Below are 22676 nucleotides of genomic sequence, written 5' to 3'. Positions count from 1 at the left end.
GGGGTGACTACGTTTCACCCCATCATCCGCTTACTTCGCGGGCTTGTAAATCTGGTCGAAGATGCCGCCGTCACCAAAATGTTCCGGCTGCGCCTTTGCCCAACCGCCGAAGATCGGGTCGTCAATGGTGACGAGCTTGATGTCAGGCAGCTGCTTCAGCAGGTCCTTGGAGACAACGGCCGGGTTGGACGGACGGTAGAAGTGCTTGGCCGCAATATTCTGGCCCTCGTCGGAATAGAGATATTGCAGATAGGCTTCGGCTGCCTTGCGGGTGCCCTTGGCGTCGACATTGGCGTCAACCACGGCGACCGGCGGCTCGGCAAGGATCGAGATCGGCGGCACGACGATATCGAAAGCGTCAGCGCCGAATTCCTGGCCGGCCAGATAGGCTTCGTTTTCCCAGGCGAGCAGCACGTCGCCGATCTGGCGCTGTGCGAAGGTTACCGTGGAACCACGGGCGCCGGTGTCGAGAACCGGAGCGCGCTTGTAGAGTTCGCCGACATAGGCCTTGATCTTGTCCTTGTCGCCCTTGAATTCTTCATTCGCCCAGGCCCAGGCCGCGAGATAGTTCCAGCGCGCACCGCCCGAGGTCTTCGGGTTCGGGGTCACGATCTGTACGTCGCCCTTCACCAGATCGCCCCAGTTATGGATGCCCTTCGGGTTACCCTTGCGAACGAGGAAAACGATGGTGGAGGTGTAAGGGGAGGAATTATGCGGCAGGCGGCCGCGCCAGTCCTTGTTGATCTTGCCGGAATTCTGCACGATGGCGTCGATGTCGCTCTGCAGCGCCAACGTCACGACGTCGGCTTCCAGACCGTCGATGACCGAACGGGCCTGCTTGCCGGAGCCGCCATGCGACTGCTGGATGGTGACGTCCTCGCCGGTGTCGGCCTTCCACTTCTTGGCGAAGGCTTCGTTGAAATCCTTGTAGAGTTCACGGGTCGGATCATAGGACACGTTCAGCAGCTTGGTCTGCGCCGCGGCCGAGCCAGCTGCGCCAAGTGCCAGTGAGAGGCTGAGCGCGACAACGCTCAAACCGGACAGAAGCTTGGACATCGGTATTCCCTCCTGATTGCGATGGCTTAACTCTACCGGTTGAGTAGAGTTGGTCAATGAGGCCGAATACGATCGAAAAAGTGTTTCCCTTGAGCGTTTCTCCGGGCAACAAATACAGCGCAGCATAAGCGAAAGGCGCAACAAGCGTCGTGTAAAACTTTGCTGAATGCAAAAGCGTTTCACATTTTTGCCGGTTTTTTGCCGCGATGGCGAAAAATATTGAGGTGTTTTAGACGAATTTTTCGTCAGGCCGTCAAAAGCTCGGGCACTTCGACACCGGCCACCGCATCCGCAACGGTGGTGTTGAACAGGATGTTGCGCGTCGCATCGGCCACACGGGCGAAGACGTGGCGGATCTCGCACTGCTTCTCGCCGTCGCAATCCTCGCAGCGGCGATAGGCGGTCTGGGAGAGGCAGGGCAGAGGAGCAAGGGGGCCATCAATGAGCCGCAGCACCTCGCCGAAAGTAATATCATCCGCCGGGCGAGCCAGAAGATAACCACCCTGCTTGCCGCGCCGGCTTTCGACAAGGCGTTCCTTCTTCATTTCGAGAAGGATCTGCTCCAGAAACTTTTTCGGAATGGCCTGTTCGCGGGCAATGTCGGAAATCTGCACAGGACAGCCGCCGTCGGCCTTGGCCAGCGAGAGAAGCGCCCTCAGCGCATATTTTGCCTTCTGCGAAATCATCGTAAAACCAGTAGATCACAAGCCCGGATACCCGGCAATCACGGCTTAGCGCAGAAGTTGTCACAATTCAAATCCAGGCTGCGAACAATGTGAACGGGCATCTTTTGCTCATAGCACGCGCGCGAGAGGCATTTTTGCTCTGAAGTGCAGCGCACAAAGACTGTCATTTCTCGTCCAAAGCGCCGATTTCAACAATAATCGGCCATGGAAATCTCGGACGTGACAATGACCATCAATTCAGCAAATGCCTCTGCCGATGCCGCTTCCCTCGATGCCACGCTTGCCGGGCTCGATCTGGCGGGTCGGCTTTCATTTATCGCCGGCCTCGGCGGGCGCGCGGTCTTCACCACCAGCCTCGGCATCGAGGATCAGGTCATCACCGCCGCCATCGGCACCCATCGCCTGCCGATTGACGTTGTCACGCTGGAAACTGGCCGTCTTTTCAAGGAAACCGTCGATCTCATCGATGAAACCGAGGAGCGTTTCGGCATCGAAATCCGTCGTTTCCGTCCCGAACAGGACGATATAGACGCCTACGCCGCAAAATACGGTCTCAACGGCTTTTACGAAAGCGTTGAGGCGCGTCATGCCTGCTGTCATGTCAGAAAGCTGATCCCGCTCGGCAAGGCGCTTGATGGTGCCGCCTTCTGGATCACCGGCCTCCGTCGCGGCCAGTCGGGCAATCGCGCCATGACGCCGTTTGCCGAATTCGATGCGGATCGCAATCTCATCAAGATCAACCCTTTGGCTGATTGGGATATCGATCTCATCAAGGCGCATGTCGCCCAGGAGAACATCCCCATCAATCCGTTGCATCAGCGCGGTTACCCGTCCATCGGCTGCGAGCCGTGTACGCGCGCCATCAAGCCCGGTGAGCCTGAGCGCGCCGGACGATGGTGGTGGGAAAACGACGAGAAGCGCGAATGCGGTCTTCACGTCGCCGGTGCGGAGCAGACCTCCGCCGTTTCCGCCATCCCGCAACGATAATCATTCAGTACATTCCCGGAGTTCACAATGTCTAACGCAGTCCACGAGACGGACAGCAAGAATACTGTCGCATCCAAGCCGCCGCTCGATCCCCATCTGAAGGCGCTTGAAAACGAAGCTATTCATATCTTTCGCGAAGTCGCAGCCGAATTTGACAAGCCCGTGATGCTCTATTCCATTGGCAAGGACTCGTCCGTGCTGCTGCATCTCGCGCGCAAGGCCTTCTTCCCCGGCCGCATTCCCTTCCCGCTGCTGCACGTCAATACCGGCTGGAAGTTCAAGGAGATGATCGAATTCCGCGACAATATCGTCAAGGAATATGATCTCGAACTGATCTCCCACACCAATCCGCGCGGCGCGGCGGAAAACATCACTCCCTTCACCCACGGATCGGCGCTTTACACCGACATCATGAAGACGGAAGCGCTGCGTCAGGCCCTGGATGCCGGCCAGTTCGACGCAGCCTTCGGCGGTGCGCGCCGCGACGAAGAGGCGAGCCGCGCCAAGGAACGCATCTACTCTTTCCGCACGCCCGACCACAAATGGGACCCGCGCAACCAGCGCCCTGAGCTATGGAACATTTATAACGGCATGGTGCGCAAGGGTGAGAGCGTTCGCGCTTTCCCGCTCTCCAACTGGACCGAAGTCGACATCTGGCGTTATATCGAGGCGGAAAACATCCCGCTGGTGCCGCTCTATTATGCCGCTGAGCGCCCCTATATCGAGCGCGACGGCATGATGATCCTTGCCGAAGACGAGCGCCTGGAGCTTTTGCCCGGTGAAGAGATCAAGCGTGGCTCGATCCGCTTCCGCACGCTCGGCTGCTTCCCGCTCACCGGTGCGATCCGTTCCGAGGCGGCGACGCTTCAGGATGTGATTGCCGAGCTCGAAATCGCCACCGTTTCCGAACGTCAGGGCCGCGCGATTGACCGCGACCAGTCCGGCTCGATGGAGAAGAAGAAGCGCGAGGGCTATTTCTGATGACCGCTTCTGCCACCACCAACATTTCCACGGCCACCATTTTGCCCTTTGCTGAACATTCGAAAGCAGCGCGCGACACCCGCCCGCTTCGTCTCATCACCTGCGGCAGCGTGGATGACGGCAAATCGACCCTGATCGGCCGTCTCCTCTGGGACACCAAGGCCGTCAAGGAAGATCAGGCCGCGACCCTGCACCGCGACAGCGGCAAGCAGAACGATCTTGGCCTGCCCGATTTCGCACTGCTGCTGGACGGTTTGCAGGCGGAGCGCGAACAGGGCATCACCATCGATGTCGCCTATCGTTACTTCGCCACTGACAGGCGCGCCTTCATCGTGGCCGACACGCCCGGCCATGAGCAATATACCCGCAACATGGCGACCGGCGCTTCCACGGCCGATCTCGCCGTGCTGCTCGTCGATGCGCGCACCGGCATCCTGGAACAGACCCGCCGCCACGCTACCATCGCGGCGCTGATGGGCATCCGGCAATTCGTGCTGGCCGTCAACAAGATCGACCTGACGCATTACGACAAGGCCGGTTTCGAACTGATCGCCCACGAGTTCCGCGATTTCGCATCCGATCTCGGCATCAAGCAGATAACCGCCATTCCGATGTCGGCGCTGAAAGGTGAAAACGTCGTTCTGTCAGGCAAGGCTTCCATGCCCTGGTATGAAGGCCCGACGCTGGTGGAAACGCTGGAACTGGCGACCGTTCGCTCCGCGCAATCGGGCGGCTTCCGCTTTCCCGTACAACGCGTCTCGCGTCCCGGCGAAAGCTTCCGCGGTTATCAGGGCACGGTTGCCGGCGGTTCGGTGAAGCCGGGCGACAGCGTCGTTATCCTGCCTTCCGGCATGGTCGCCAACGTCAAGCAGATCGTCACTTTCGACCTGGTGCGCAATGCCGCCGTGGCGGGTGATGCCGTCACGCTGGTGCTCGATCGTCAGGTGGACGTCTCGCGCGGCGACATGATTGTCTCCATCGAGGCGCAGCCTCAGACTGGCCTTGCCTTCGACGCGCAGATCGTGGCTTTGCAGCCCGGAGGCATCGAGGCCGGCAAGCGCTACTGGCTGAAAAGCGGCAGCCGCCGACAGCGTGTCAGTGTGCAGCCCGTCAGCCAGCTGAACCTCAAGGAAGGCGAATGGCAGGCGCATGAGACGTCGCTGCCGATGAACGCCATCGGCAAGGTCAGGCTTTCCTTCGATGAGACGGCGATCTTCGATCCCTATGAACAGAACCGCTCGACGGGTTCCTTCATCCTGATCGACCCCGACACCAACAATACGGTGGCGGGCGGCATGATTTCAGGAAAGCGCAATACTGGCGCGACGGAAGAAAAAGGCGACCGGGTCATTCTCTCGCTGCCTGCCGATCTCGCGGAAAAGCTGCTGGCGAGCGAGCTTCTTGCCAAGCACCGCGACGAGATCGACATCCGGCGCACGGATGCGGCAACAGCCTCACGGCTCATCAGCGATCTCGACTGAGAATGCCGGCATGAACGACAAAAGGCGACCACGGTGTGGTCGCCTTTTTGTTTGGGTCCAGTCGTCAGATGCGACTTAAAACACGAACATATAAAGCAGAATGATCACGAAGATCGGAACGCCCATAGCCCACAGTGCAATACCCTTCAGCATGTTATCCTCCATTGTTGTATGTTTGGATAACGGCTGAGGAAGCTTTCCGATCCATCTGCTTTGCGGATTTTTACGGGTTGTTTCTCGGCGGCGCAGAAGGGCGCTCGTTCATTCGGCGTTCATGGGCAAAAGGCGAATTTGCCCTCGGTCGCTCCGCCAAGCGGCCGAACAGAGGCTCGTTGCTTGAAAATGCAGCGGGCCTCTTTTTTGATCGCGATAAGTTGATCACGGCGATGGCCCTGAAACTCGGGGCTCGCGACTGTCACGGGTAACTTCTTGGATTGTGGACCTGAATTGACACTTCTAAGACGGTCCGTGTCGCGCGTCCCCTGAAACAGGCCGCGACATTGGGGCCTGGCGCTTGGCGGAGCGACGGGCCTCTTTTATTCGCGCATACGGAAAAGTGGAAGCGCAGGAAGTTGCGACAACCTACCCAACTGGGCTCCTCTGATGCGACCGGTCCGGTTGATGTATGACGATTTGATATGGAGGTTTTCAGCAAGTATCGGGATTTTTTGCAAGCCGCTGATTTATCGGGCTTCTAGCTGGTCGGAGTGAGAGGATTCGAACCTCCGACCCCCACGTCCCGAACGTGGTGCGCTACCAGACTGCGCTACACTCCGTGACCAGCGGCGCTTCTATAGACCAGCCTCCGGCATTCGACAAGCGGCTTATTGCATTTTTTATGACAAGTTTTCCCCACCTGCTGAAACAGCCCCGGCAGGCACCGGCGGCACCGGGCGGAAGGCTTCAAAACGTTACAAAAAAGCAATTGTGGCAGGAAATTTTCATCGGGCCGCACAGCTCCCCTGCCCGCCGCCGCCAAATCTGCTAGGGGAACGGAATGACCGGCGGGATGCCGGACACGGCACAAAGGACATTTCACCATGCTATTTCGCAGCGTAACGCTTGCAGCGTTTGCCATTGCGCTCTCGGCCTGCACCACTTCCACCGATGGCTCCACGCCCTCCTTCACCCAGAAGAGCCCGGTTGAGACCCGTTGGGTCGGCCAGTCCGCAGGTATTTTCTTCGCCAAATTCGGCCCGCCGCTGAGCGACACCGAAAGCGGCAGCTCCACCGTCTACAACTGGCGCGGCGGCTACAAGAAGGCGACGATTCCGGCGAAGTTCGAAGAAGGCAAGGATGGCAAAAAGGGCCGGCAGATTTCGCCCGCCCGCACCGCCTCCCTTTCCTGCACGGTGCAGCTGGTCGTCTCCAGCGATTACAAGATCACCGCCGTGCGCACGATCTCCGATCGTCCGGGCGTCAACGGTCCGAGCTACTGCGCGGAATTCCTCGCCGCCAACTGATCGTCAGCCACAAGCCAAAATGCACGAAGGCCCGCCCGAACCGGCGGGCCTTTTCACTTTTTCGGGATTTCCGTCATTATTCTGAAAAAATTGTGCCTGAAGCGGCACCTTGCGGATCGCAACTCACGGGAAAGGGTGCTGGCGATGCGCTTTTGGCAAAATCCCGCCAGGGAACGCTTTCAACCGTTTGAAAGCCGCAACTTATCTTAACAATCATCAAAATGATAATCGGCAAAACCGCTAGATCGGCCGTCCGCCGCGGCAAAATCCGCACAAAACCGCTTGAACTGGAGTGGATGAGTCCGGGTTGTGCCGGTTTGCGCTTTGCTATAACGGGGCGGTCGGGAGGAGTGTTTTTAACACAAAACAAGAATCAGGTATGGCCGTGACTCCCATCGATCAAGACAAATCCCAGCTCACTGATCTCTCCGAGGAAACTTCCCTCTCCCACGCATTGCCGATGAACCGCCGACAGGTTCTGGGTGGTGCTCTCGCCGGGCTTGCCGCAGCAGCGCTGCCCTCTTCCGCGCTTCTCGCCAATACGACTGCCAAGAAGGTCGACGTGCTTCTCATCGGTGGCGGCATCATGAGCGCGACGCTCGGTGTGTGGCTGCGCGAGCTGGAGCCCACCTGGTCGATGCAGATGCTGGAGCGGCTGGACGGCGTGGCGCTTGAAAGCTCCAACGGCTGGAACAATGCCGGCACCGGCCATTCCGCGCTTGCCGAGCTGAACTACACGCCTGAAGACGACAAGGGCAACATCAAGATCAGCCAGGCGATCAACATCAACGAATCCTTCCAGATTTCCCGGCAGTTCTGGGCATGGCAGGTGCGCAACGGCGTTCTGAAGAACCCGCGCTCCTTCATCAACCACACGCCGCATATGAGCTTCGTCTGGGGTGACGAGAACGTCGCCTATCTGGAAAAGCGCTATCAGGCGCTGAAGGCGAGCCCGCTTTTCGCCGGCATGGAGTTCTCCACCGATCCAGAGCAGATCAAGAAGTGGGTGCCGCTGATGATGGAAGGCCGCGATCCTTCCCAGAAGATCGGCGCAACCTGGTCGCCGCTCGGCACCGACATGGAATTTGGCGAAATCACCCGCCAGTTCGTCTCCCATCTGCAGAGCGACCAGAATTTCGACCTGCAGGTCAATAGCGAGGTTTCCGACATCCAGCGCAATGCCGACGGCAGCTGGCGCGTGACCTATACCAACACCAAGACCGATGCCGAACAGGTGGTGGATGCGAAATTCGTGTTCATCGGCGCCGGCGGCGGCGCGCTGCATCTGCTGCAGATGTCCGGCATTCCGGAAGCGGATGATTATGCCGGTTTCCCTGTCGGCGGCTCGTTCCTCATCAACGAGAACCCCGATGTGACGATGCAGCATCTGGCCAAGGCCTATGGCAAGGCCTCGGTGGGCTCGCCGCCCATGTCGGTGCCGCACCTCGATACCCGCGTGCTGGGCGGCAAACGCGTCATCCTGTTTGGACCTTTCGCCACCTTCTCCACCAAGTTCCTGAAGGAAGGCTCCTATTTCGATCTCGTCTCCTCCGTGACAACCAGCAATGCCTGGCCGATGGTGCGCGTCGGCATCGACGAATATCCGCTGGTCGAATATCTCGCCGGCCAGCTGATGATGTCGGATGACGACCGTTTTGCTGCGCTGAAGGAATATTTCCCGAATGCCAAGCAGGGCGAATGGCGCCTGTGGCAGGCAGGCCAGCGCGTGCAGATCATCAAGCGCGACGAAGAAAAGGGCGGCGTACTGCGGCTTGGCACCGAAGTGGTTTCCGCCCGGGACGGCAGCATCGCCGGCCTGCTCGGCGCTTCGCCGGGCGCCTCCACCGCAGCGCCGATCATGCTCAGCGTTCTGGAAAAAGTCTTCAAGGACAAGGTGGCAACGCCGGAATGGCAGACGAAGCTGCGCCAGATCGTGCCGAGCTACGGCACCAAGCTCAATGACGACCCGGAAAAGGTACGTGAGGAATGGGCCTACACCGCCGAGCACCTGCAGCTGCCGACCCCGCCGCAGATCGATCTTGAGGCCCTGAAGGGCGCCGGTGCGGCGCCTGCGGGTGCACCCGTGAAGAAGGTGCCTGATATCGCGCTTTAAGGTTTAGGTGCGATTTAGGATTGGACGCCGCGTGTCTCTGGATGCGCGGCGTTTTTTGTTGATCTAATTCTTGATACTGAAATATCTCGTCGGCCAATCCTCTTGGTGGTAATAATTGCTACCAATTCGATGGAGAGCTTAGATGGCCAATGTTGAAAAGATCAGCGTCTCGATGACTCCCCAGCACGCCGAAATCTTGCGTGACGCCGTGGAAAGCGGTGCTTATGCCAGCAGCAGCGAAGTCATCCGTGAAGCGATACGAGACTGGTCGGCAAAATGGGTTCAGCGACGCGACGACATTGCCAGGCTGCGCGCATTATGGACCGAAGGCAAAGCCAGTGGCAATTCAACCGAAGTGGATTTCGACGAGGCGCTCAATGAAGCGCGTGCAGAACTGGCCTCGTTGAAAAATCGTGACCATTAAACTTGTCTGGTCGCCCCGCGCGCGCAGCGATGTGAAGAAAAATCTATATCGATATCGGCAAATCACAGCGCCTTGCCGTTCCGCGCCAAAGCGGAGCGCTTGGTCGACCATCCTCACCTCGGCGAGCGCCGCCCGGAAATTTTCCCATCCGCCCGCATGCTGGTTGAAGCGCCTTACATCATTCTCTACGAAACCGTGCCGGATACCGATGGCGGCGAAATATATTCCGTGGAAATCGTTCGCGTGATCGACGGTCGCCGGAACCTGCGAACGTTGTTCTGACTTGGGGATAGATGGCTGGGGCGCCAGGATTCGAACCTGGGAATGCCGGTACCAAAAACCGGTGCCTTACCGCTTGGCGACGCCCCAACAGGGCAGCGAGAGCGAAACGCCGCTGCCTGAACCGCGCCTGATTAGCAAAGCCTGCCCGGCGCGGCAATGACCCGGCGACCAATTTTTTCACAAAATTCAAGCTTTTTGGGTGCCGTGTCGAAGTTCGCATGTTAGGGCTTGGCCGTGACGCGGATGAGGCCGCGGCGCAAGCATGCATGGCATTTTTTCAGGAGGTCTCGATGGCGGACCCGGCATTCGATCTCGATTTCCAGCCGGCCTATGGCGAGGCGGTTCCCGTCGCCCCGCTCATCCAGCGCATCACCGTCAACAATCCTTCCGCCTTCACCTTCCATGGCACCAATTCCTATATTGTCGGCGACCGTTCCGTCGCCGTCATCGATCCCGGCCCGGAGGACGAGGCGCATTTTCGGGCGCTGATGGCCGCCCTCGAAGGCCGCGAAGTCACGCACATCTTCGTCAGCCACACCCATCGCGATCATTCGCCGCTTGCCCGCAGGCTGGCGCAGGCGACCGGGGCGCTGACGGTGGCGGAAGGCCCGCACCGCGCCGCCCGGCCACTGCATGTGGGCGAGACCAATCCCTTTGCCGAAAGTTCCGATACGGCTTTCGCGCCTGACATTGCGCTGGGCGACGGGCAGAGCCTTTCCGGTGACGGCTGGACATTGACGGCGCTGCATACGCCGGGCCACACCGCCAACCACGCCGCCTTTGCGCTTGAGGGGAGCGGCATCGTCTTTTCGGCCGATCACGTCATGGCCTGGGCCACCACCATCGTCGCGCCGCCTGATGGGGCGATGAGCGACTACATGGCTTCACTGGAGCGGTTGCTGACCCGTGACGACCGGTTGTTCCTGCCAGGCCATGGCGGCCCGGTCACCGATCCCGCAGCCTTCATGCGGGGCTTGCGCGCCCACCGCCGCATGCGGGAAAAGGCGGTGTTGAAGCGGATCAGGGACGGCGACAGGCTGATCGCCGATATGGTGAAGGTGATCTATGCCAGCACCGACAAGCGTCTGCATGGGGCGGCGGCACTTTCCGTGCTGGCGCATATCGAGGATCTGATCGAGAAGGGCGAGGTTCGGACGGATGGCGCGCCTTCGCTCACGGGTGAATATTTCCCGGCGTGACGGGGTTTTAACTAGCCAGCTCTCAAGGTGCTTTCGTGATTGCCGCCCCTTCGGTGGGGAGCGAGCGGGTGCCACCTGTTTCTTCTCCCCGCCGGGGAGAAGTCCGCGGCAGCGGGATGAGGGGGCAAGCTCTCCGAAAATCTCCGCCGTTACCCCCTCATCCGGCCCTTCGGGCCACCTCCTCCCCGGCGGGGAGAAGAAACGAGCGGCGACGTCGCGATCCATTCGGCCGACGTGTAGCTTTGCCTTCCGGCCTCAATTATCGTTCAGCCCCTGCATCTCCGCATCCAGCGCATCGAGATAGGCCTCGGCAATCGCCGCACCCATGCCAAGATCGTGCGGGCCGTAGCGGGAGGCGACGCGGACATCGACGATGGTGGTTTCCGCCTCTTCCTTCAGGCGAATGAGGATATCGAAGCGCAGACCCCAGATGCGGGTGCGGGTTTCACCCTGCATCAGCACCACGCCGCTGCCGTTGAAGAAGGTGGGCAAAGGCGCGTCGGTCGGGCGGGCCATGGGCACGGGCACGATGGAGGGCAGGTCTTCCACCGGCGCATCGTCGGCGGGCTGCTGCCTGTCCTGTGCTGGCACCCCGACGGCAGGGGCATCCTCCGCCCCGATCACACCCTTCGTATGGGTAATGCGAATATTCTGGGAGGCGGCCATTTTTTTGGCGGCGGCGTAGATGCGGTCTATCGCGCCTTCATAGCGGCGCCCGGCAAGGCTGGCATAGGCCTCCATCTGCGCATCGCGATCAGCCTTGGTAATGGTCGCGGGCCGCACCAGCCATTGCTGGTTGGCGGCCGGTGTCGCCAGCCACTCCGGCACATCGCTCAGGTCAGTGGAAATGTCGTAAATCTTCGGCTGCTGCCAATAAAGAAAGGCGCCGTAACCGACCACGCCGAGCGGCAGGGCCGAGAGAAGCAGCGCCGCCAGCGCCGAAAGCCCGCCGCGTGCGCCTCTGGTCCACAGCCGCTCGAGGCCGATCAGCGCCAGAAGCACGGCCACAAGAGCGATAACGGCGGCAATGAGGAGGAGCCCGACAAGATCAGGCGTCGTCAACGGTCCAAAACGGTGGACGCCGGCGGCGATGAGAAAAAGCGCCAGTGCCGCCAGGCCCAGATAGCGGGAAAGATAGGCTGCAACCGAAAAAGGCCGGACGAAACGCACAGTCATGGAAGCGGATATCCGTTAGATCGCATTGGCTAAGAGGCGTTGCACCCGGGTTCTGGCAGGGAATCACCTGCATATGATGTCATAAACCGGAATTGCGGCGAGGAAAACAAAGGAGGGGGCGATCTGCGGGTAAAGCGTGCCCCCCGAAGACCTCTCTTCCATCATTCCGGACATGATCCACTTCTGTGCGGGTTAAATTTCCGGACAGGTCGCAGTTTCCTTGAGGTCGGTGATTAAGCGTGAAGACCCGCTCAACGTCATCCTCGGCCCTGTGCCGAGGATCTAATCACCTCCAATAAAATCAATATGTCGGCAGACCTCGGGACAGGCCCGAGGATGACGTCGGCGCAATTAGCATGACTTTCCCTGCGCGACGGACTGAGAGGCCAAGCCAACAAGAAGCAGGAATATTTTTCCGCATTGCCGTAGCGTCAGGGAATAATTCCCCGACAATGCAACAAATACGCACGTTCATCCCTTAATTGCTGAGGAAATCGGCGTATTCTCGGCGACCTCCCTCGAGAATGCTTGTAAAAAATGCAACATTCTCGCTTTCTTGCACAATAAAGAGACATGTCATGTCACAGGCAACGACCTCTGCCCGCCCTTCGGGGCATAAACCCTTTTATCGCAATTTTGGCTTTCAGGTTTTGATAGCCATGGTCATCGGCCTGCTGCTCGGCCTCGTTGCCCGCAATATCGGCCCCGACGCCGCCGGCAGCCCCAACTGGCTCTCGGTGACGCTGCAGACCATCGGCAGCATATTCGTCCAGCTGCTGCGCGCACTCGTGCCGCCGCTGATCTTTACCGCCATCGTCGCCTCCATCGCCAATCTCAAGAACCTCTCTAATGCGGCGAAGCTCGTCTGGCAGACGCTGCTCTGGTTCGCCATCACCGCTTTGATCGCGGTCGTCATCGGCATCGTGCTCGGTCTTGTCATCCAGCCGGGCGTCAACACGGCGATCGCCAATACCGCAGCGGCAGCACCGTCCTCCACCGGTTCTTGGCTGGACTTCCTCAAGGGTCTCGTCCCGGCCAACGTCTTCGGCCTTGAAGCATCTACCAAAATCAGCAATGGCGCGGGCAGCACCTCGTTGAATTTCAACGTCCTGCAGTTGCTGGTGGTGTCGATTGCCTTCGGTGTCGCGGCGCTGAAAGCCGGCAAGGCGGCGGAGCCGTTCCTCGCCTTCAACCAGTCGCTGCTCGCCATCGTGCGTAAAATCCTGTGGTGGGTCATCCGCCTTACCCCCATCGGCACCATCGGCCTGCTTGGCCGCGCAGTTGACCAATATGGCTGGACCACGCTGTCGCAGCTCGGCTGGTATGCAGCGGCCGTCTATATCGGTCTCGCACTGGTGCTTTTCGTCGTTTACCCGGCGCTGCTTCTCGCGCATGGCCTGAAGCCCTCGCGCTTCTTTGCGGGCGCATGGCCGGCCATCCAGCTCGCCTTTGTCTCGCGTTCCTCCATCGGCACACTGCCCGTCACCGAAACCGTGACGGAAAAGAGCCTCGGCGTGCCGCGCGAATATGCCGCCTTCTCCGTGCCGCTCGGCGCCACCACCAAGATGGACGGCTGCGCCGCGATCTATCCGGCAATCTCGGCGATCTTCATCGCGCAGTTCTTCCAGGTGCCGCTCGGCATTCAGGAATATGTGCTGATCGTCTTCGTTTCGGTGCTCGGTTCCGCCGCAACGGCCGGACTGACCGGCGCGGTGGTTATGCTCACGCTGACGCTCTCCACACTCGGACTGCCGCTCGAAGGTGTGGGCCTGCTGCTCGCCATCGACCCGATCCTCGACATGGGCCGCACCGCGGTCAACGTCGCCGGACAGGCGCTGGTGCCGACCATTGTCGCCAAACGCGAGGGTATTCTCAACGAGGCCGTTTATAACAACGCCAAGGACATCGACGCACTCGATGACCGTGAAGTGGCGACGGCCTGACAGCAATAGTCGCGGGGCGTTTCCGATAAAAAGGAGACGCCCTGCGTTGGCCGCTTCCTTTGCCCCATTAAAGTTAGGGGTTGACGGAGATGGCTTCATCGATAGCCATAACGACACGGACAAAGCGCAGCTTCAGCGGAACGTATGCATGGTGAAACGTAACTGGATCTATGTCGGCCTGCTCGTCTTTGTCTCAGTCGGGCTTCTTATCGACGCGGCCATCTGGCCCGCCGGACCGCCCAGTTCCTTTACCGCAAACGATCTGGTGCAGATGATCGGCATCATCACCCTGTTTGCGTGGTGGCAGATAGAGGATGCCGAAAAGCGGGGTTCCCGACGCAGCTCTGCCGTAAAATTCGCGACTATTCTGCTCGCGCCTGTGGGCCTTGCCATTTATCTCTATCAGACCCGTCGCTGGACACGCGCCACCCTCGGCCTGATCGCATTCATGGGCGGTCTTCTTCTCGCCGGCATCCTCACGCTTCTGTTGAGTGACTGGCTCATTCAGCAGGGCTTTTTCCCGCCCTCCTTCCTGTCCAGATATTAATCACAGCGGAGGTGCCTGCGGCGGCCCATTGATGCAACTTTCCACCCTACCGCGGCTTTTCCCCGTCCTAAAACAGGCGTATCAATCTCGGCAATAGTGCCGTACGGCTGTCATATCAGGGAGAAACAAAATGCGCTTTTCCATCGTCTTCGGTGCGCTTGCCGCCATGCTGGCGCTCACCGCATGCCAGACGCTGACACCGGAAGAGCGCCGGGCTCGGGATGAGGCGACATGCCGGGGTTACGGTTTCCGCCCCGGCACTGACCCGATGGCCGGTTGCCTTCTCGATCTGGAAATGGACCGCCGTGCGGACAACCGTGCCTGGCAGGCGCAGATGAACCGCGACATGTTCTACCGTCCCGTGGTGGTGGAGCGGCGCATCATCGTCCAACAGAACCCCTGACGGGGATAAAGGCGACATTGCTTGCCACCTGCCCTTCTTCCGCCCGCGCGGCAAGCGTCGCCTGCGCGGCGGCTAGGCGGGCGATGGGCACGCGAAAAGGCGAGCACGAGACGTAATCAAGATCGGCATTTTCGCAGAAATGGATCGAGGCCGGGTCTCCGCCATGTTCGCCGCAGATACCGAGCTTCAGTTCTGGCCGCGTCTGGCGGCCGCGTTCGGCGGCGATGCGGATCAATTCACCCACGCCATCGAAATCGAGCGAAATGAACGGGTCGCGTTCGATGATGCCCTTACGCTGATAGGTATTGATGAAACGCGCCGCATCGTCGCGGGAAATGCCGAAGGTCGTCTGCGTCAAATCATTGGTGCCGAAGGAGAAGAACTCGGCCGCTTCGGCAATGACATGGGCGCGCAGGGCCGCACGCGGCAGCTCGATCATGGTTCCCGTGAGATATTCGATCTCCATGCCGGTTTCTTTCGCCACCGCCGCGGCGACGCCGTCGATGACCGCAGTCACGTAATCCAGTTCCGAACGCAGGCCAACCAGCGGCACCATGATCTCAGGCACGACGGGCGCGCCGGTAATGCGCGCCGCCGCAACGGCCGCTTCGAAAATGGCGCGGGCCTGCATTTCGGCGATTTCCGGGTAGGAGATGGCGAGACGGCAGCCACGATGGCCGAGCATGGGGTTGAACTCGTGCAGCGCATCAAGGCGCTGGCGGAACACCGTCTGCGGCATGCCCATGGCGGCGGCAACCTCGACGATTTCACCATCCGTCTTCGGCAGGAATTCGTGCAGTGGCGGGTCGAGCAGGCGGATCGTTACCGGCAGGCCGTGCATGATCTGGAAAAGTTCGGTGAAATCCGAGCGCTGCATCGGCAGAAGCTCATCGAGCGCCGCCCGCCTGCCCTTTTCGCTTTCGGCCAGGATCATCTCGCGCATGACATGGATGCGGTCGCCCTCGAAGAACATGTGTTCGGTACGGCAGAGGCCAATTCCCTCAGCGCCAAAGGCGCGCGCGGCGCGGGCGTCGGCGGGCGTGTCCGCATTGGTGCGCACGGTCATCCGGCGCAGCTTGTCCGCCCACTCCATCAGCTTGCCGAAATCACCCGAGAGTTCCGGCTGTGTCATCGGCACCTCGCCTTTCAGCACCCGGCCGGAGGAACCATCGATGGTGATGACATCCCCCCGCTTCAGCATGCAGCCGACGCCGATCAGCACCCTGTTGCGCATATCGACCCGCATGGAGCCGGCGCCGGTGACACAGGGAATGCCCATGCCGCGCGCCACCACGGCGGCGTGGCTGGTCATGCCGCCGCGCGTCGTCAGAATGCCTTCGGCGGCATGCATGCCGTGAATATCTTCCGGGCTGGTTTCGATGCGTACCAGAATGACGCGGCGTCCTTCGGCCTCGGCGGCGACCGCCTCTTCCGCGGTAAAGACGATCTCACCCGTTGCCGCCCCCGGAGAGGCGGGCAGGCCGGAGCCGATGATGGGACGGGATGTGCCGGGATCGATGGTGGGATGCAGCAGCTGGTCGAGCGACGACGGCTCGATGCGGCAGACGGCTTCGTCCTGCGAAATCAGCCCTTCTTCCACCATATCGACCGCGATTTTCATGGCGGCACGGGTGGTGCGCTTGCCGGAGCGGGTCTGCAGCATCCAGAGCTTGCCGCGCTCGATGGTGAATTCAAGATCCTGCATGTCGCGGTAGTGGGTTTCCAGCCGCTTGCAGATCGCCAGGAATTCGGAAAAGGCTTCCGGCATCAGCTTTTCCATGGATGGCTTGTCGGAGCCGGAGGCCAAGCGTGCGGCCTCGGTGATGGATTGCGGCGTGCGGATGCCCGCCACCACGTCTTCGCCTTGCGCATTGACGAGGAATTCACCGTAAAGCTCCGCCTCGCCTGTCGAGGGGTTGCGGGTAAAGGCGACGCCGGTTGCCGAGGACGAGCCGAGATTGCCGAAGACCATGGCCTGAACGTTAACGGCCGTGCCCCAGTCGCCGGGAATATTGTGCAGGTGCCGATAGGTCACGGCACGGTGGTTGGTCCAGCTGGCGAACACGGCGCCAATTGCGCCCCAAAGCTGGACGTGACAATCCTGCGGGAAGGCTTCGCCGAGCTCATCTTCGATCAGCTTCTTGTAGAGCGAAACGACGTGCTGCCATTCGACCGCCGACATGTCCGTATCGTATTCATGGCCAAGCCGGCCTTTTTCATCTTCGAGGATTTCCTCGAACATTTCATGGTCGAGACCCATGACGACATCAGCATACATCTGGATGAAGCGGCGATAGCTGTCCCAGGCAAAACGCGCGTCGCCCGCATCGTGGCCCAATGCCTCGACGGTGCGGTCGTTGAGACCAAGGTTCAACACCGTATCCATCATGCCGGGCATGGAGGCGCGCGCGCCGGAACGGACGGAGATGAGCAGTGGCGACTGGCTGCCGCCGAAGGTCTTGCCGGTCACGATTTCCATACCATGCAGGCCGGCCATGACCTGAAGCTTCAGGTCATCCGGGAGATCGCGGCCGTTCTTGTGATAAAGCGCGCAGGCATCGGTAATGATGGTGAGGCCGGGGGGAACGGGAAGGCCGAGACTTGCCATTTCGGCAAGGTTTGCGCCCTTGCCGCCCAATATCGCAACGTCACCTGCCCGGCCTTCGGCAGCACCGTTGCCGAAGGTATAAACCCATTTTTTCATTCCACGCTCTCCACCCAGAAGCGTTGTCATTTTTCTATCATCTACAGCATTGGCGGCACGTTGGGAACGCCGCAACGCGTAGTTTACATCGCAGTGCAGCATAATTGCGGCGAATTGCGCGCCAGAATTGCCTTAAACAGGACATAACAGCAGCATTGACGCATTCGTGTAGTGCGCTGAAACGGAGTGTTACCTAAGCCATTCAAATCGCCGACAAAGAGATTATTCATGCAATTTACCCGCCGCCACACGCTTAAATTTGCCGGAATTTCCTGCGCCGCCACCGCCCTTGCCGGTGCGCTTAGAGCCGAGGGCGGAGCTTCCGCCGCCGCCGATCCCACCCTGCCCTTTGCGCTGACGACGCCGATGCATATCGGCAAGGCGGCGCTGCGCGTGCGCGAACTCGATCCGATGATCGATTATTACCGTTCGGTGCTGGGTATGAACGAAGTGGAACGCACGGCAAGGGGCGTGACGCTGGGTGTCGGGACCGTGCCGCTGCTCGATCTCGATCACAAGCCCGCAGCGGATTTCGAGAGCCCCACCTCTGCCGGCCTGTTCCACGTCGCCTATCTGATGCCCTCCCGCAAGGATCTGGCGCGCTGGCTGGTGCATGCGGCGCTGAAGCAGGTGCCTCTGACGGGTTTTGCCGATCACAATGTCAGCGAGGCGATCTATCTCAACGATCCCGAAGGTAACGGCATCGAGGTCTACAGCGATCGTCCCACGGACACATGGGTGTGGAGCGGCAACGTGGTTAAAATGGGTACCGAGCCTCTCGATGTCGATGATCTCGTAAAGCTGACCGATACCAAAAACAGTGATTATGACGTCGCCCCCGCGGGAATGCGCATTGGCCACATACACCTGCGAGTTGGCGACATCGCCGCTGCCCGCGCCTTCTACGAAGAGGCCGTCGGGCTCAAACCGACACAGGATGCGCGTTCCGACGCGTCTTTTCTCTCTTCCGGTGGCTATCACCACCATCTGGCGGTGAATACCTGGAACAGCCGTGGCGCAAAGGAACGCAACGCCATGGAAACCGGCCTCGACTGGTTCTCAATCACCGTTCGCAACCACACCGATCTCGAGGCGCAGAAAACACGGCTACGGGCCGCGGGTTATGTGCTGGTGGAAATGGAGAATAATGTCGTGGAAGCGATCGACCCCTGGGGTACAAGGTTGCGGCTTGTGCCGGGGTGAGTGATGGTGGCCTCCATGCATCATGGGCCGAGAAACTCGCACACTGCGCGGGCAGTTGCAGCATGCCAGTGTTTACAGTGATTGGCTGCGTCGCCTCTCTCCGTCATTCCGGCCTTGAGCCGGAATCCAGTCGACGCGGCTCTCGCGCGACGGGAAGAGTCCTTTCAGCCCAAGGACTTGGGCTGGCTGGGTACCGGCTCAAGGCCGGTATGACGGAAAGAGGCTTACTCCCCTGACACAATTGCCAATGCAAACCGCCGCGCAACCCTATGAACCCGGAAAAGAAAGCCTTGCGAGGCCACGGCAGCGGCCTCGCAAGGCATTCCATCCGGTACAGGAAACCGGATGGTGGGGTCTCAGGAGAACCTTTGGCTCTTGCGAAAGACATAGCAAACTGCCGCGCAATGTCGCTCACCCGAATGGGTGATATGGCAAGATAAATTGACATTGAGCAAAACCAGAAATTGAATCCCGGAAATGTCGCCTCAGACGGCTTCGCGCAACTGTTCGGCGGTCTGCAAATCAACAGACACCAGTTGCGACACGCCCTGCTCCGCCATGGTGACTCCAAAGAGGCGGTTCATGCGCGCCATGGTGATGGGATTGTGAGTGATGATGACGAAGCGGGTTTCGGTGGAGGCCACCATTTCATCCATAAGGTTGCAGTAGCGCTCGACATTGTGGTCGTCGAGCGGCGCGTCCACCTCGTCCAGCACGCAGATCGGCGCGGGATTGGTGAGAAAGACGGCGAATATCAGCGCCATGGCCGTCAGCGCCTGCTCGCCGCCGGAAAGCAATGTCATGGTCTGCGGCTTCTTGCCCGGTGGGCGGGCGAGGATTTCGAGACCGGCTTCCAGCGGGTCGTCGGATTCAATCAGTTGCAATTCCGCCGTGCCCCCGCCGAAGAGATGGGTGAACAGCCGCTGGAACTGCGAATTGACCACATCGAAGGCGGCAATCAGCCGTTCGCGGCCCTCGCGGTTGAGGTTCTGGATACCGGCACGCAGCTTGCGCACGGCGTCGATGATATCGTCCCGCTCCTTGATGAGCGCCTCAAGCTTGGCGGAAAGCTCGGCCTGCTCCTCCTCGGCGCGCAGATTGACGGCGCCAAGCCTTTCGCGCTCGATCTTCAGCCGGTCCAGATCGCGCTCGACATCACGGATATCGGGTTTCGGCTGGTCCGGGCCAAGGCCGGTCAGGCGAAACGCCATATGCGGCTCGGTATTCAGCGTCTCACGGATGCGATGTTCCGCCTCCTGCCGTTTCTCGCGGGCGGAAACCAGCCGCTCTTCGGCACGGCCGCGCTTTTCGCGGGCTTCGGCCAGTTCGGAAAGCGCCGTTGCCGCCAGCCGGTCGGCGGCGCGTTGCAGGTTTTCCGCCTCGGCCAGCCGGTCGGCGGCCGCGCGGCGGGCGTCTTCGGTCTTCTGCAACTCGTTGAGGAGGTTGCGGCGTTTTTCGTCGAATTCCTCGGGCGCAATGTCCAGCTCGGCGATTTCCTCGCGCGCCTCTTCCTCACGTTCGCGCAGCGTGGCGATATGGTCGGCGGCACTTGCCGCCCGCGATTGCCAGGTGGAGCGCTCCTGCCCGATTGCCTGAATTCTGCGCTGGCGGCTTTCCGCCTCGCGGCTCACCCCTTCATGGCGGGCGCGCGCTTCCGCCAGCAGGCCGCGATCGGTCGCGACTTCCAGCTGGCTTTCACGCAGCTTCAGATCAAGCACGGAAAGATCAGGCGCATCTTCCATCTCGATACGGGCATTTTCTTCCTGAACGGCGATCTCGTCGATCTGCGCGCCGATCTGGTTCAGTGCTTCGGAGACGATATCCCGGCGGCGCAAAAGATCGCCCGAGGCGCGTTCGGCCGATGTCAGCGCCTCGCGTGCCTCGGCAAGCTGACGGGTCGCGAGCCGGCTCCGGTCGCGCACGTCCGAAAGCCGCAATTCGCTGCTTCTGATCTCTTCGGTTTTCGCGGAAAGCTGGTCTTCGGCCTCTTCCAGAATGGAGCGGGCCTCATCCAGTTCGGTTTCGATTTCGGCGAGGCGGTTCTTCTGCGACAGGCGAAGTGCCGCAGCGCCCGGCGCATCGGCGCTGGCGATATGGCCATCCCAGCGGAACAGCGCGCCTTCACGCGTCACCAGCCGCTGGCCAGCTTTAAGTGAAGGCAACAGGCGTCGGGCTTCAGATACGTCTGCAACGACGCCGATCTGTGCAAGGGCACGTCTAAGCGCATCGGGTGCCTGCGCATAATCCAGAAGCGGTTTGGCACCTTGCGGCAGGACGGGATCGCCAGCGCCGTCGCCATTGCCGCCCCAATAGGCAGGAGCTGCGGCATCGAGCGGGCTTTCGAGATCATCGCCGAGCGCCGCGCCAAGTGCAGCCTCATAACCGCGCTCCACCGTCATTTCTTCCGCCACCGGCGTGAAGCTGCCATTGGCGGCGGCACTGGAGGCGAGGATTTTGGTGATGGTACGCGCTTCCGTGTCCAACGCGTTCAGGCGGCTGCGCGCCGTTTCCAGCGGCCCACGCGCCATGGCCTCGGCGGAACGCGCCTCGGCAACGGCAGCCTCGGCCTCTTCCACCACAATCATCGCGTCCTCGACGGCGATTTCAGCCGCCTCGACGGCTTCGCGCCGTTCCGCGGGGTCCGGAAGGCCGGAGAGTTTTTCGTCGATGGCCTCGATCTCGGCCGTTGCTTCCTGCGATTGCCGTTCGAGCCTCACCTTGCGGTCGGAAAGATCGCGGATCGCCCGCTCCAATTGCTGCCGGGCGGCGGCGGCTTGCGCGCGCTCGGCGGTGATGGCGGTGAAGATGGCTTCGCTTTCCGCCAGCTTGACGGACGCAGCTTCGAAGGCTTCGCGCATTTCGTCGGCATGGCGGCCGGAATCGGACAGGATTTCGAGGAGCTCGGCTTCTTCCTCATCGAGCCGAGCGAGTATCTGGGCATTGTCGGAGACCAGCCGCTCCTCACGGATAATATCCTCGCCAAGCTGCGACAGACGGCGCGCCAACTCGTCACGACGGCGGAGCAGGCGGTTTGCTTCGTCGTCAAGCTGGGTACGGGCGATTTGCAGGCGTTGCAGGGCGGCGGCGACTTTCGCCTCGTCCTCGCGCAGCTCCGGCAGCTTCAGGCTGGCGATGCCCTGCTGCTTGGCCGCCTCCATCTGCGCTTGCGCCTTCTCGGCGACGATATTCGTGGCCTGATTGAGCGCGCTCTCCGCCTCGCCCTCGGCTTCCTTCGCTTCCACCCAGCGAATGTGCAACAGCGTCGCCTCGCGAGCGCGAATATCGGCCGAGAGCATCTTGAAACGATTGGCCTGGCGCGCCTGGCGTTTCAGGCTTTCGATCTGGCTTTCCAGCTGGGCGGTCACATCTTCCAGCCGCTCCAGATTGGTCTCGGCGGCGCGCAGGCGAAGCTCCGCCTCATGGCGGCGGGAATGCAGGCCGGAAATGCCGGCCGCTTCTTCCAGCAGCTGGCGGCGGGCCTGCGGCTTGGCGTTGATGAGTTCGCCGATACGGCCCTGCCCCACCATGGAGGGCGAGCGTGCGCCGGTGGAGGCATCGGCAAACAAAAGCTGCACATCCTTGGCGCGGGCTTCCTTGCCGTTGATACGGTAGACGGAGCCGTTTTCACGCTCGATGCGGCGCGTTACCTGAATTTCATCGGCATCGTTGAAGGCGGCAGGCGCGGTGCGGTCGGAATTGTCTAGGTATAGGCCGACCTCGGCGGTGTTACGGGCGGGACGATTGCCGGAACCGGAGAAGATGACGTCATCCATGCCGGATGCGCGCATGTTCTTGTAGGAATTTTCGCCCATCACCCAGCGCAGCGCTTCGACAAGGTTGGACTTGCCGCAGCCATTAGGGCCCACGACGCCGGTCAGACCGGGCTCGATGATGAATTCGGAAGGTTCAACGAAGGACTTGAAACCGACGACGCGCAGCTTGTTGAACTTCATGCCGCCATGCTCCGGACAGAAAAACGGCAATAAAAAACGGGCGTGCGGAAATTTCCGCCGCCCGTCTCTTTCAGG

The 22676-nt window shown here is 60.7% G+C and carries 16 protein-coding genes, 2 tRNA genes and 1 pseudogene; 12 read left to right on the top strand and 7 right to left on the bottom strand.

Annotated features, from left to right (window positions below; genetic code table 11):
* Nucleotides 1-30 precede the first annotated feature (30 nt).
* On the bottom strand, nucleotides 31-1056 hold the full coding sequence (locus tag DOU54_RS17945) for a sulfate ABC transporter substrate-binding protein (RefSeq protein WP_004440447.1): 1026 nt from the start codon (nucleotides 1054-1056) through the stop codon (nucleotides 31-33).
* A gap of 245 nt (nucleotides 1057-1301) precedes the next feature.
* Nucleotides 1302-1742: an RrF2 family transcriptional regulator gene (locus DOU54_RS17940; protein WP_004440445.1), complete on the bottom strand. Its 441-nt coding sequence runs from the start codon at nucleotides 1740-1742 to the stop codon at nucleotides 1302-1304.
* Nucleotides 1743-1946: 204 nt separating this feature from the next.
* Between DOU54_RS17940 and DOU54_RS17935 the strand changes: the two genes are divergently transcribed.
* From DOU54_RS17935 to cysN, 3 genes are read left to right on the top strand one after another with little or no spacing between them, the layout of a single operon-like run.
* A complete protein-coding gene (locus tag DOU54_RS17935; protein WP_162749702.1) occupies nucleotides 1947-2729 on the top strand; it encodes a phosphoadenylyl-sulfate reductase in 783 nt (260 codons plus the stop codon).
* Between the two features lie 27 nt (nucleotides 2730-2756).
* The gene (gene cysD, locus DOU54_RS17930) at nucleotides 2757-3710 is read left to right on the top strand and encodes a sulfate adenylyltransferase subunit CysD (RefSeq protein WP_004440441.1); all 954 of its coding nucleotides are present in this window, start codon (nucleotides 2757-2759) and stop codon (nucleotides 3708-3710) included.
* The gene (gene cysN, locus DOU54_RS17925) at nucleotides 3710-5191 is read left to right on the top strand and encodes a sulfate adenylyltransferase subunit CysN (protein ID WP_162749703.1); all 1482 of its coding nucleotides are present in this window, start codon (nucleotides 3710-3712) and stop codon (nucleotides 5189-5191) included. Before cysD ends, cysN begins: the two co-directional genes overlap by 1 nt.
* Before the next feature lie 699 nt (nucleotides 5192-5890).
* On the opposite strand, the gene DOU54_RS17915 is transcribed toward cysN, so the two are convergent.
* Nucleotides 5891-5967: transfer RNA gene (locus tag DOU54_RS17915), tRNA-Pro, on the bottom strand.
* Nucleotides 5968-6231: 264 nt separating this feature from the next.
* Between DOU54_RS17915 and DOU54_RS17910 the strand changes: the two genes are divergently transcribed.
* The 4 genes and pseudogenes from DOU54_RS17910 to DOU54_RS28560 all read left to right on the top strand — a co-directional run bounded on the left by DOU54_RS17910 (nucleotide 6232) and on the right by DOU54_RS28560 (nucleotide 9473).
* Nucleotides 6232-6654 carry a hypothetical protein gene (locus DOU54_RS17910; protein ID WP_006699999.1) on the top strand — a complete coding sequence of 141 codons (423 nt, stop codon included), beginning with the start codon at nucleotides 6232-6234 and terminating at the stop codon, nucleotides 6652-6654.
* A 379-nt stretch (nucleotides 6655-7033) separates the two neighbouring features.
* Complete coding sequence (gene mqo, locus DOU54_RS17905) at nucleotides 7034-8767, top strand: malate dehydrogenase (quinone) (protein ID WP_193603394.1); 1734 nt, start codon at nucleotides 7034-7036, stop codon at nucleotides 8765-8767.
* Between the two features lie 142 nt (nucleotides 8768-8909).
* Nucleotides 8910-9191, top strand: coding sequence for a type II toxin-antitoxin system ParD family antitoxin (locus tag DOU54_RS17900; RefSeq protein ID WP_113382203.1), 282 nt, complete (start codon nucleotides 8910-8912; stop codon nucleotides 9189-9191).
* Nucleotides 9181-9473 (top strand): annotated as a pseudogene (locus tag DOU54_RS28560) (type II toxin-antitoxin system RelE/ParE family toxin). Before DOU54_RS17900 ends, DOU54_RS28560 begins: the two are co-directional and overlap by 11 nt.
* Before the next feature lie 12 nt (nucleotides 9474-9485).
* Here the strand turns inward: DOU54_RS28560 and DOU54_RS17890 are convergent.
* Nucleotides 9486-9560 (bottom strand) — tRNA-Gln (locus DOU54_RS17890).
* A 203-nt stretch (nucleotides 9561-9763) separates the two neighbouring features.
* Between DOU54_RS17890 and DOU54_RS17885 the strand changes: the two genes are divergently transcribed.
* Nucleotides 9764-10672, top strand: coding sequence for an MBL fold metallo-hydrolase (locus DOU54_RS17885; RefSeq protein ID WP_004440431.1), 909 nt, complete (start codon nucleotides 9764-9766; stop codon nucleotides 10670-10672).
* 255 nt (nucleotides 10673-10927) lie between these two features.
* Here the strand turns inward: DOU54_RS17885 and DOU54_RS17880 are convergent, their stop codons facing one another.
* Complete coding sequence (locus DOU54_RS17880) at nucleotides 10928-11848, bottom strand: DUF1499 domain-containing protein (protein ID WP_113381625.1); 921 nt, start codon at nucleotides 11846-11848, stop codon at nucleotides 10928-10930.
* A gap of 578 nt (nucleotides 11849-12426) precedes the next feature.
* Between DOU54_RS17880 and DOU54_RS17870 the strand changes: the two genes are divergently transcribed.
* The 3 genes from DOU54_RS17870 (at nucleotide 12427) to DOU54_RS17860 (ending at nucleotide 14741) form a co-directional block, all read left to right on the top strand.
* Nucleotides 12427-13791: a dicarboxylate/amino acid:cation symporter gene (locus DOU54_RS17870; RefSeq protein WP_077986720.1), complete on the top strand. Its 1365-nt coding sequence runs from the start codon at nucleotides 12427-12429 to the stop codon at nucleotides 13789-13791.
* Between the two features lie 148 nt (nucleotides 13792-13939).
* Nucleotides 13940-14338 (top strand): hypothetical protein, encoded by a 399-nt coding sequence (locus tag DOU54_RS17865; protein ID WP_035209442.1) that lies wholly within the window; start codon nucleotides 13940-13942, stop codon nucleotides 14336-14338.
* A 130-nt stretch (nucleotides 14339-14468) separates the two neighbouring features.
* Nucleotides 14469-14741: a hypothetical protein gene (locus tag DOU54_RS17860; RefSeq protein WP_004440421.1), complete on the top strand. Its 273-nt coding sequence runs from the start codon at nucleotides 14469-14471 to the stop codon at nucleotides 14739-14741.
* Here DOU54_RS17860 and ppdK read toward each other — a convergent pair.
* Nucleotides 14719-17445 (bottom strand): pyruvate, phosphate dikinase, encoded by a 2727-nt coding sequence (gene ppdK / locus DOU54_RS17855; RefSeq protein WP_004440419.1) that lies wholly within the window; start codon nucleotides 17443-17445, stop codon nucleotides 14719-14721. The two genes, DOU54_RS17860 and ppdK, sit on opposite strands and share 23 nt — an antisense overlap.
* A gap of 228 nt (nucleotides 17446-17673) precedes the next feature.
* On the opposite strand from ppdK, the gene DOU54_RS17850 reads away from it, so the two are divergent.
* Nucleotides 17674-18648: a VOC family protein gene (locus tag DOU54_RS17850; protein ID WP_113381626.1), complete on the top strand. Its 975-nt coding sequence runs from the start codon at nucleotides 17674-17676 to the stop codon at nucleotides 18646-18648.
* Nucleotides 18649-19133: 485 nt separating this feature from the next.
* On the opposite strand, the gene DOU54_RS17845 is transcribed toward DOU54_RS17850, so the two are convergent.
* Nucleotides 19134-22601: a chromosome segregation SMC family protein gene (locus DOU54_RS17845; protein WP_113381627.1), complete on the bottom strand. Its 3468-nt coding sequence runs from the start codon at nucleotides 22599-22601 to the stop codon at nucleotides 19134-19136.
* Nucleotides 22602-22676 lie beyond the last annotated feature (75 nt).

This window comes from Agrobacterium sp. MS2 (assembly GCF_003261015.1).
GTDB lineage: Bacteria > Pseudomonadota > Alphaproteobacteria > Rhizobiales > Rhizobiaceae > Agrobacterium > Agrobacterium pusense.
The sequence above is the reverse complement of the archived record's forward strand: the minus strand, read 5'-3'. Positions and strand labels throughout refer to the sequence as shown.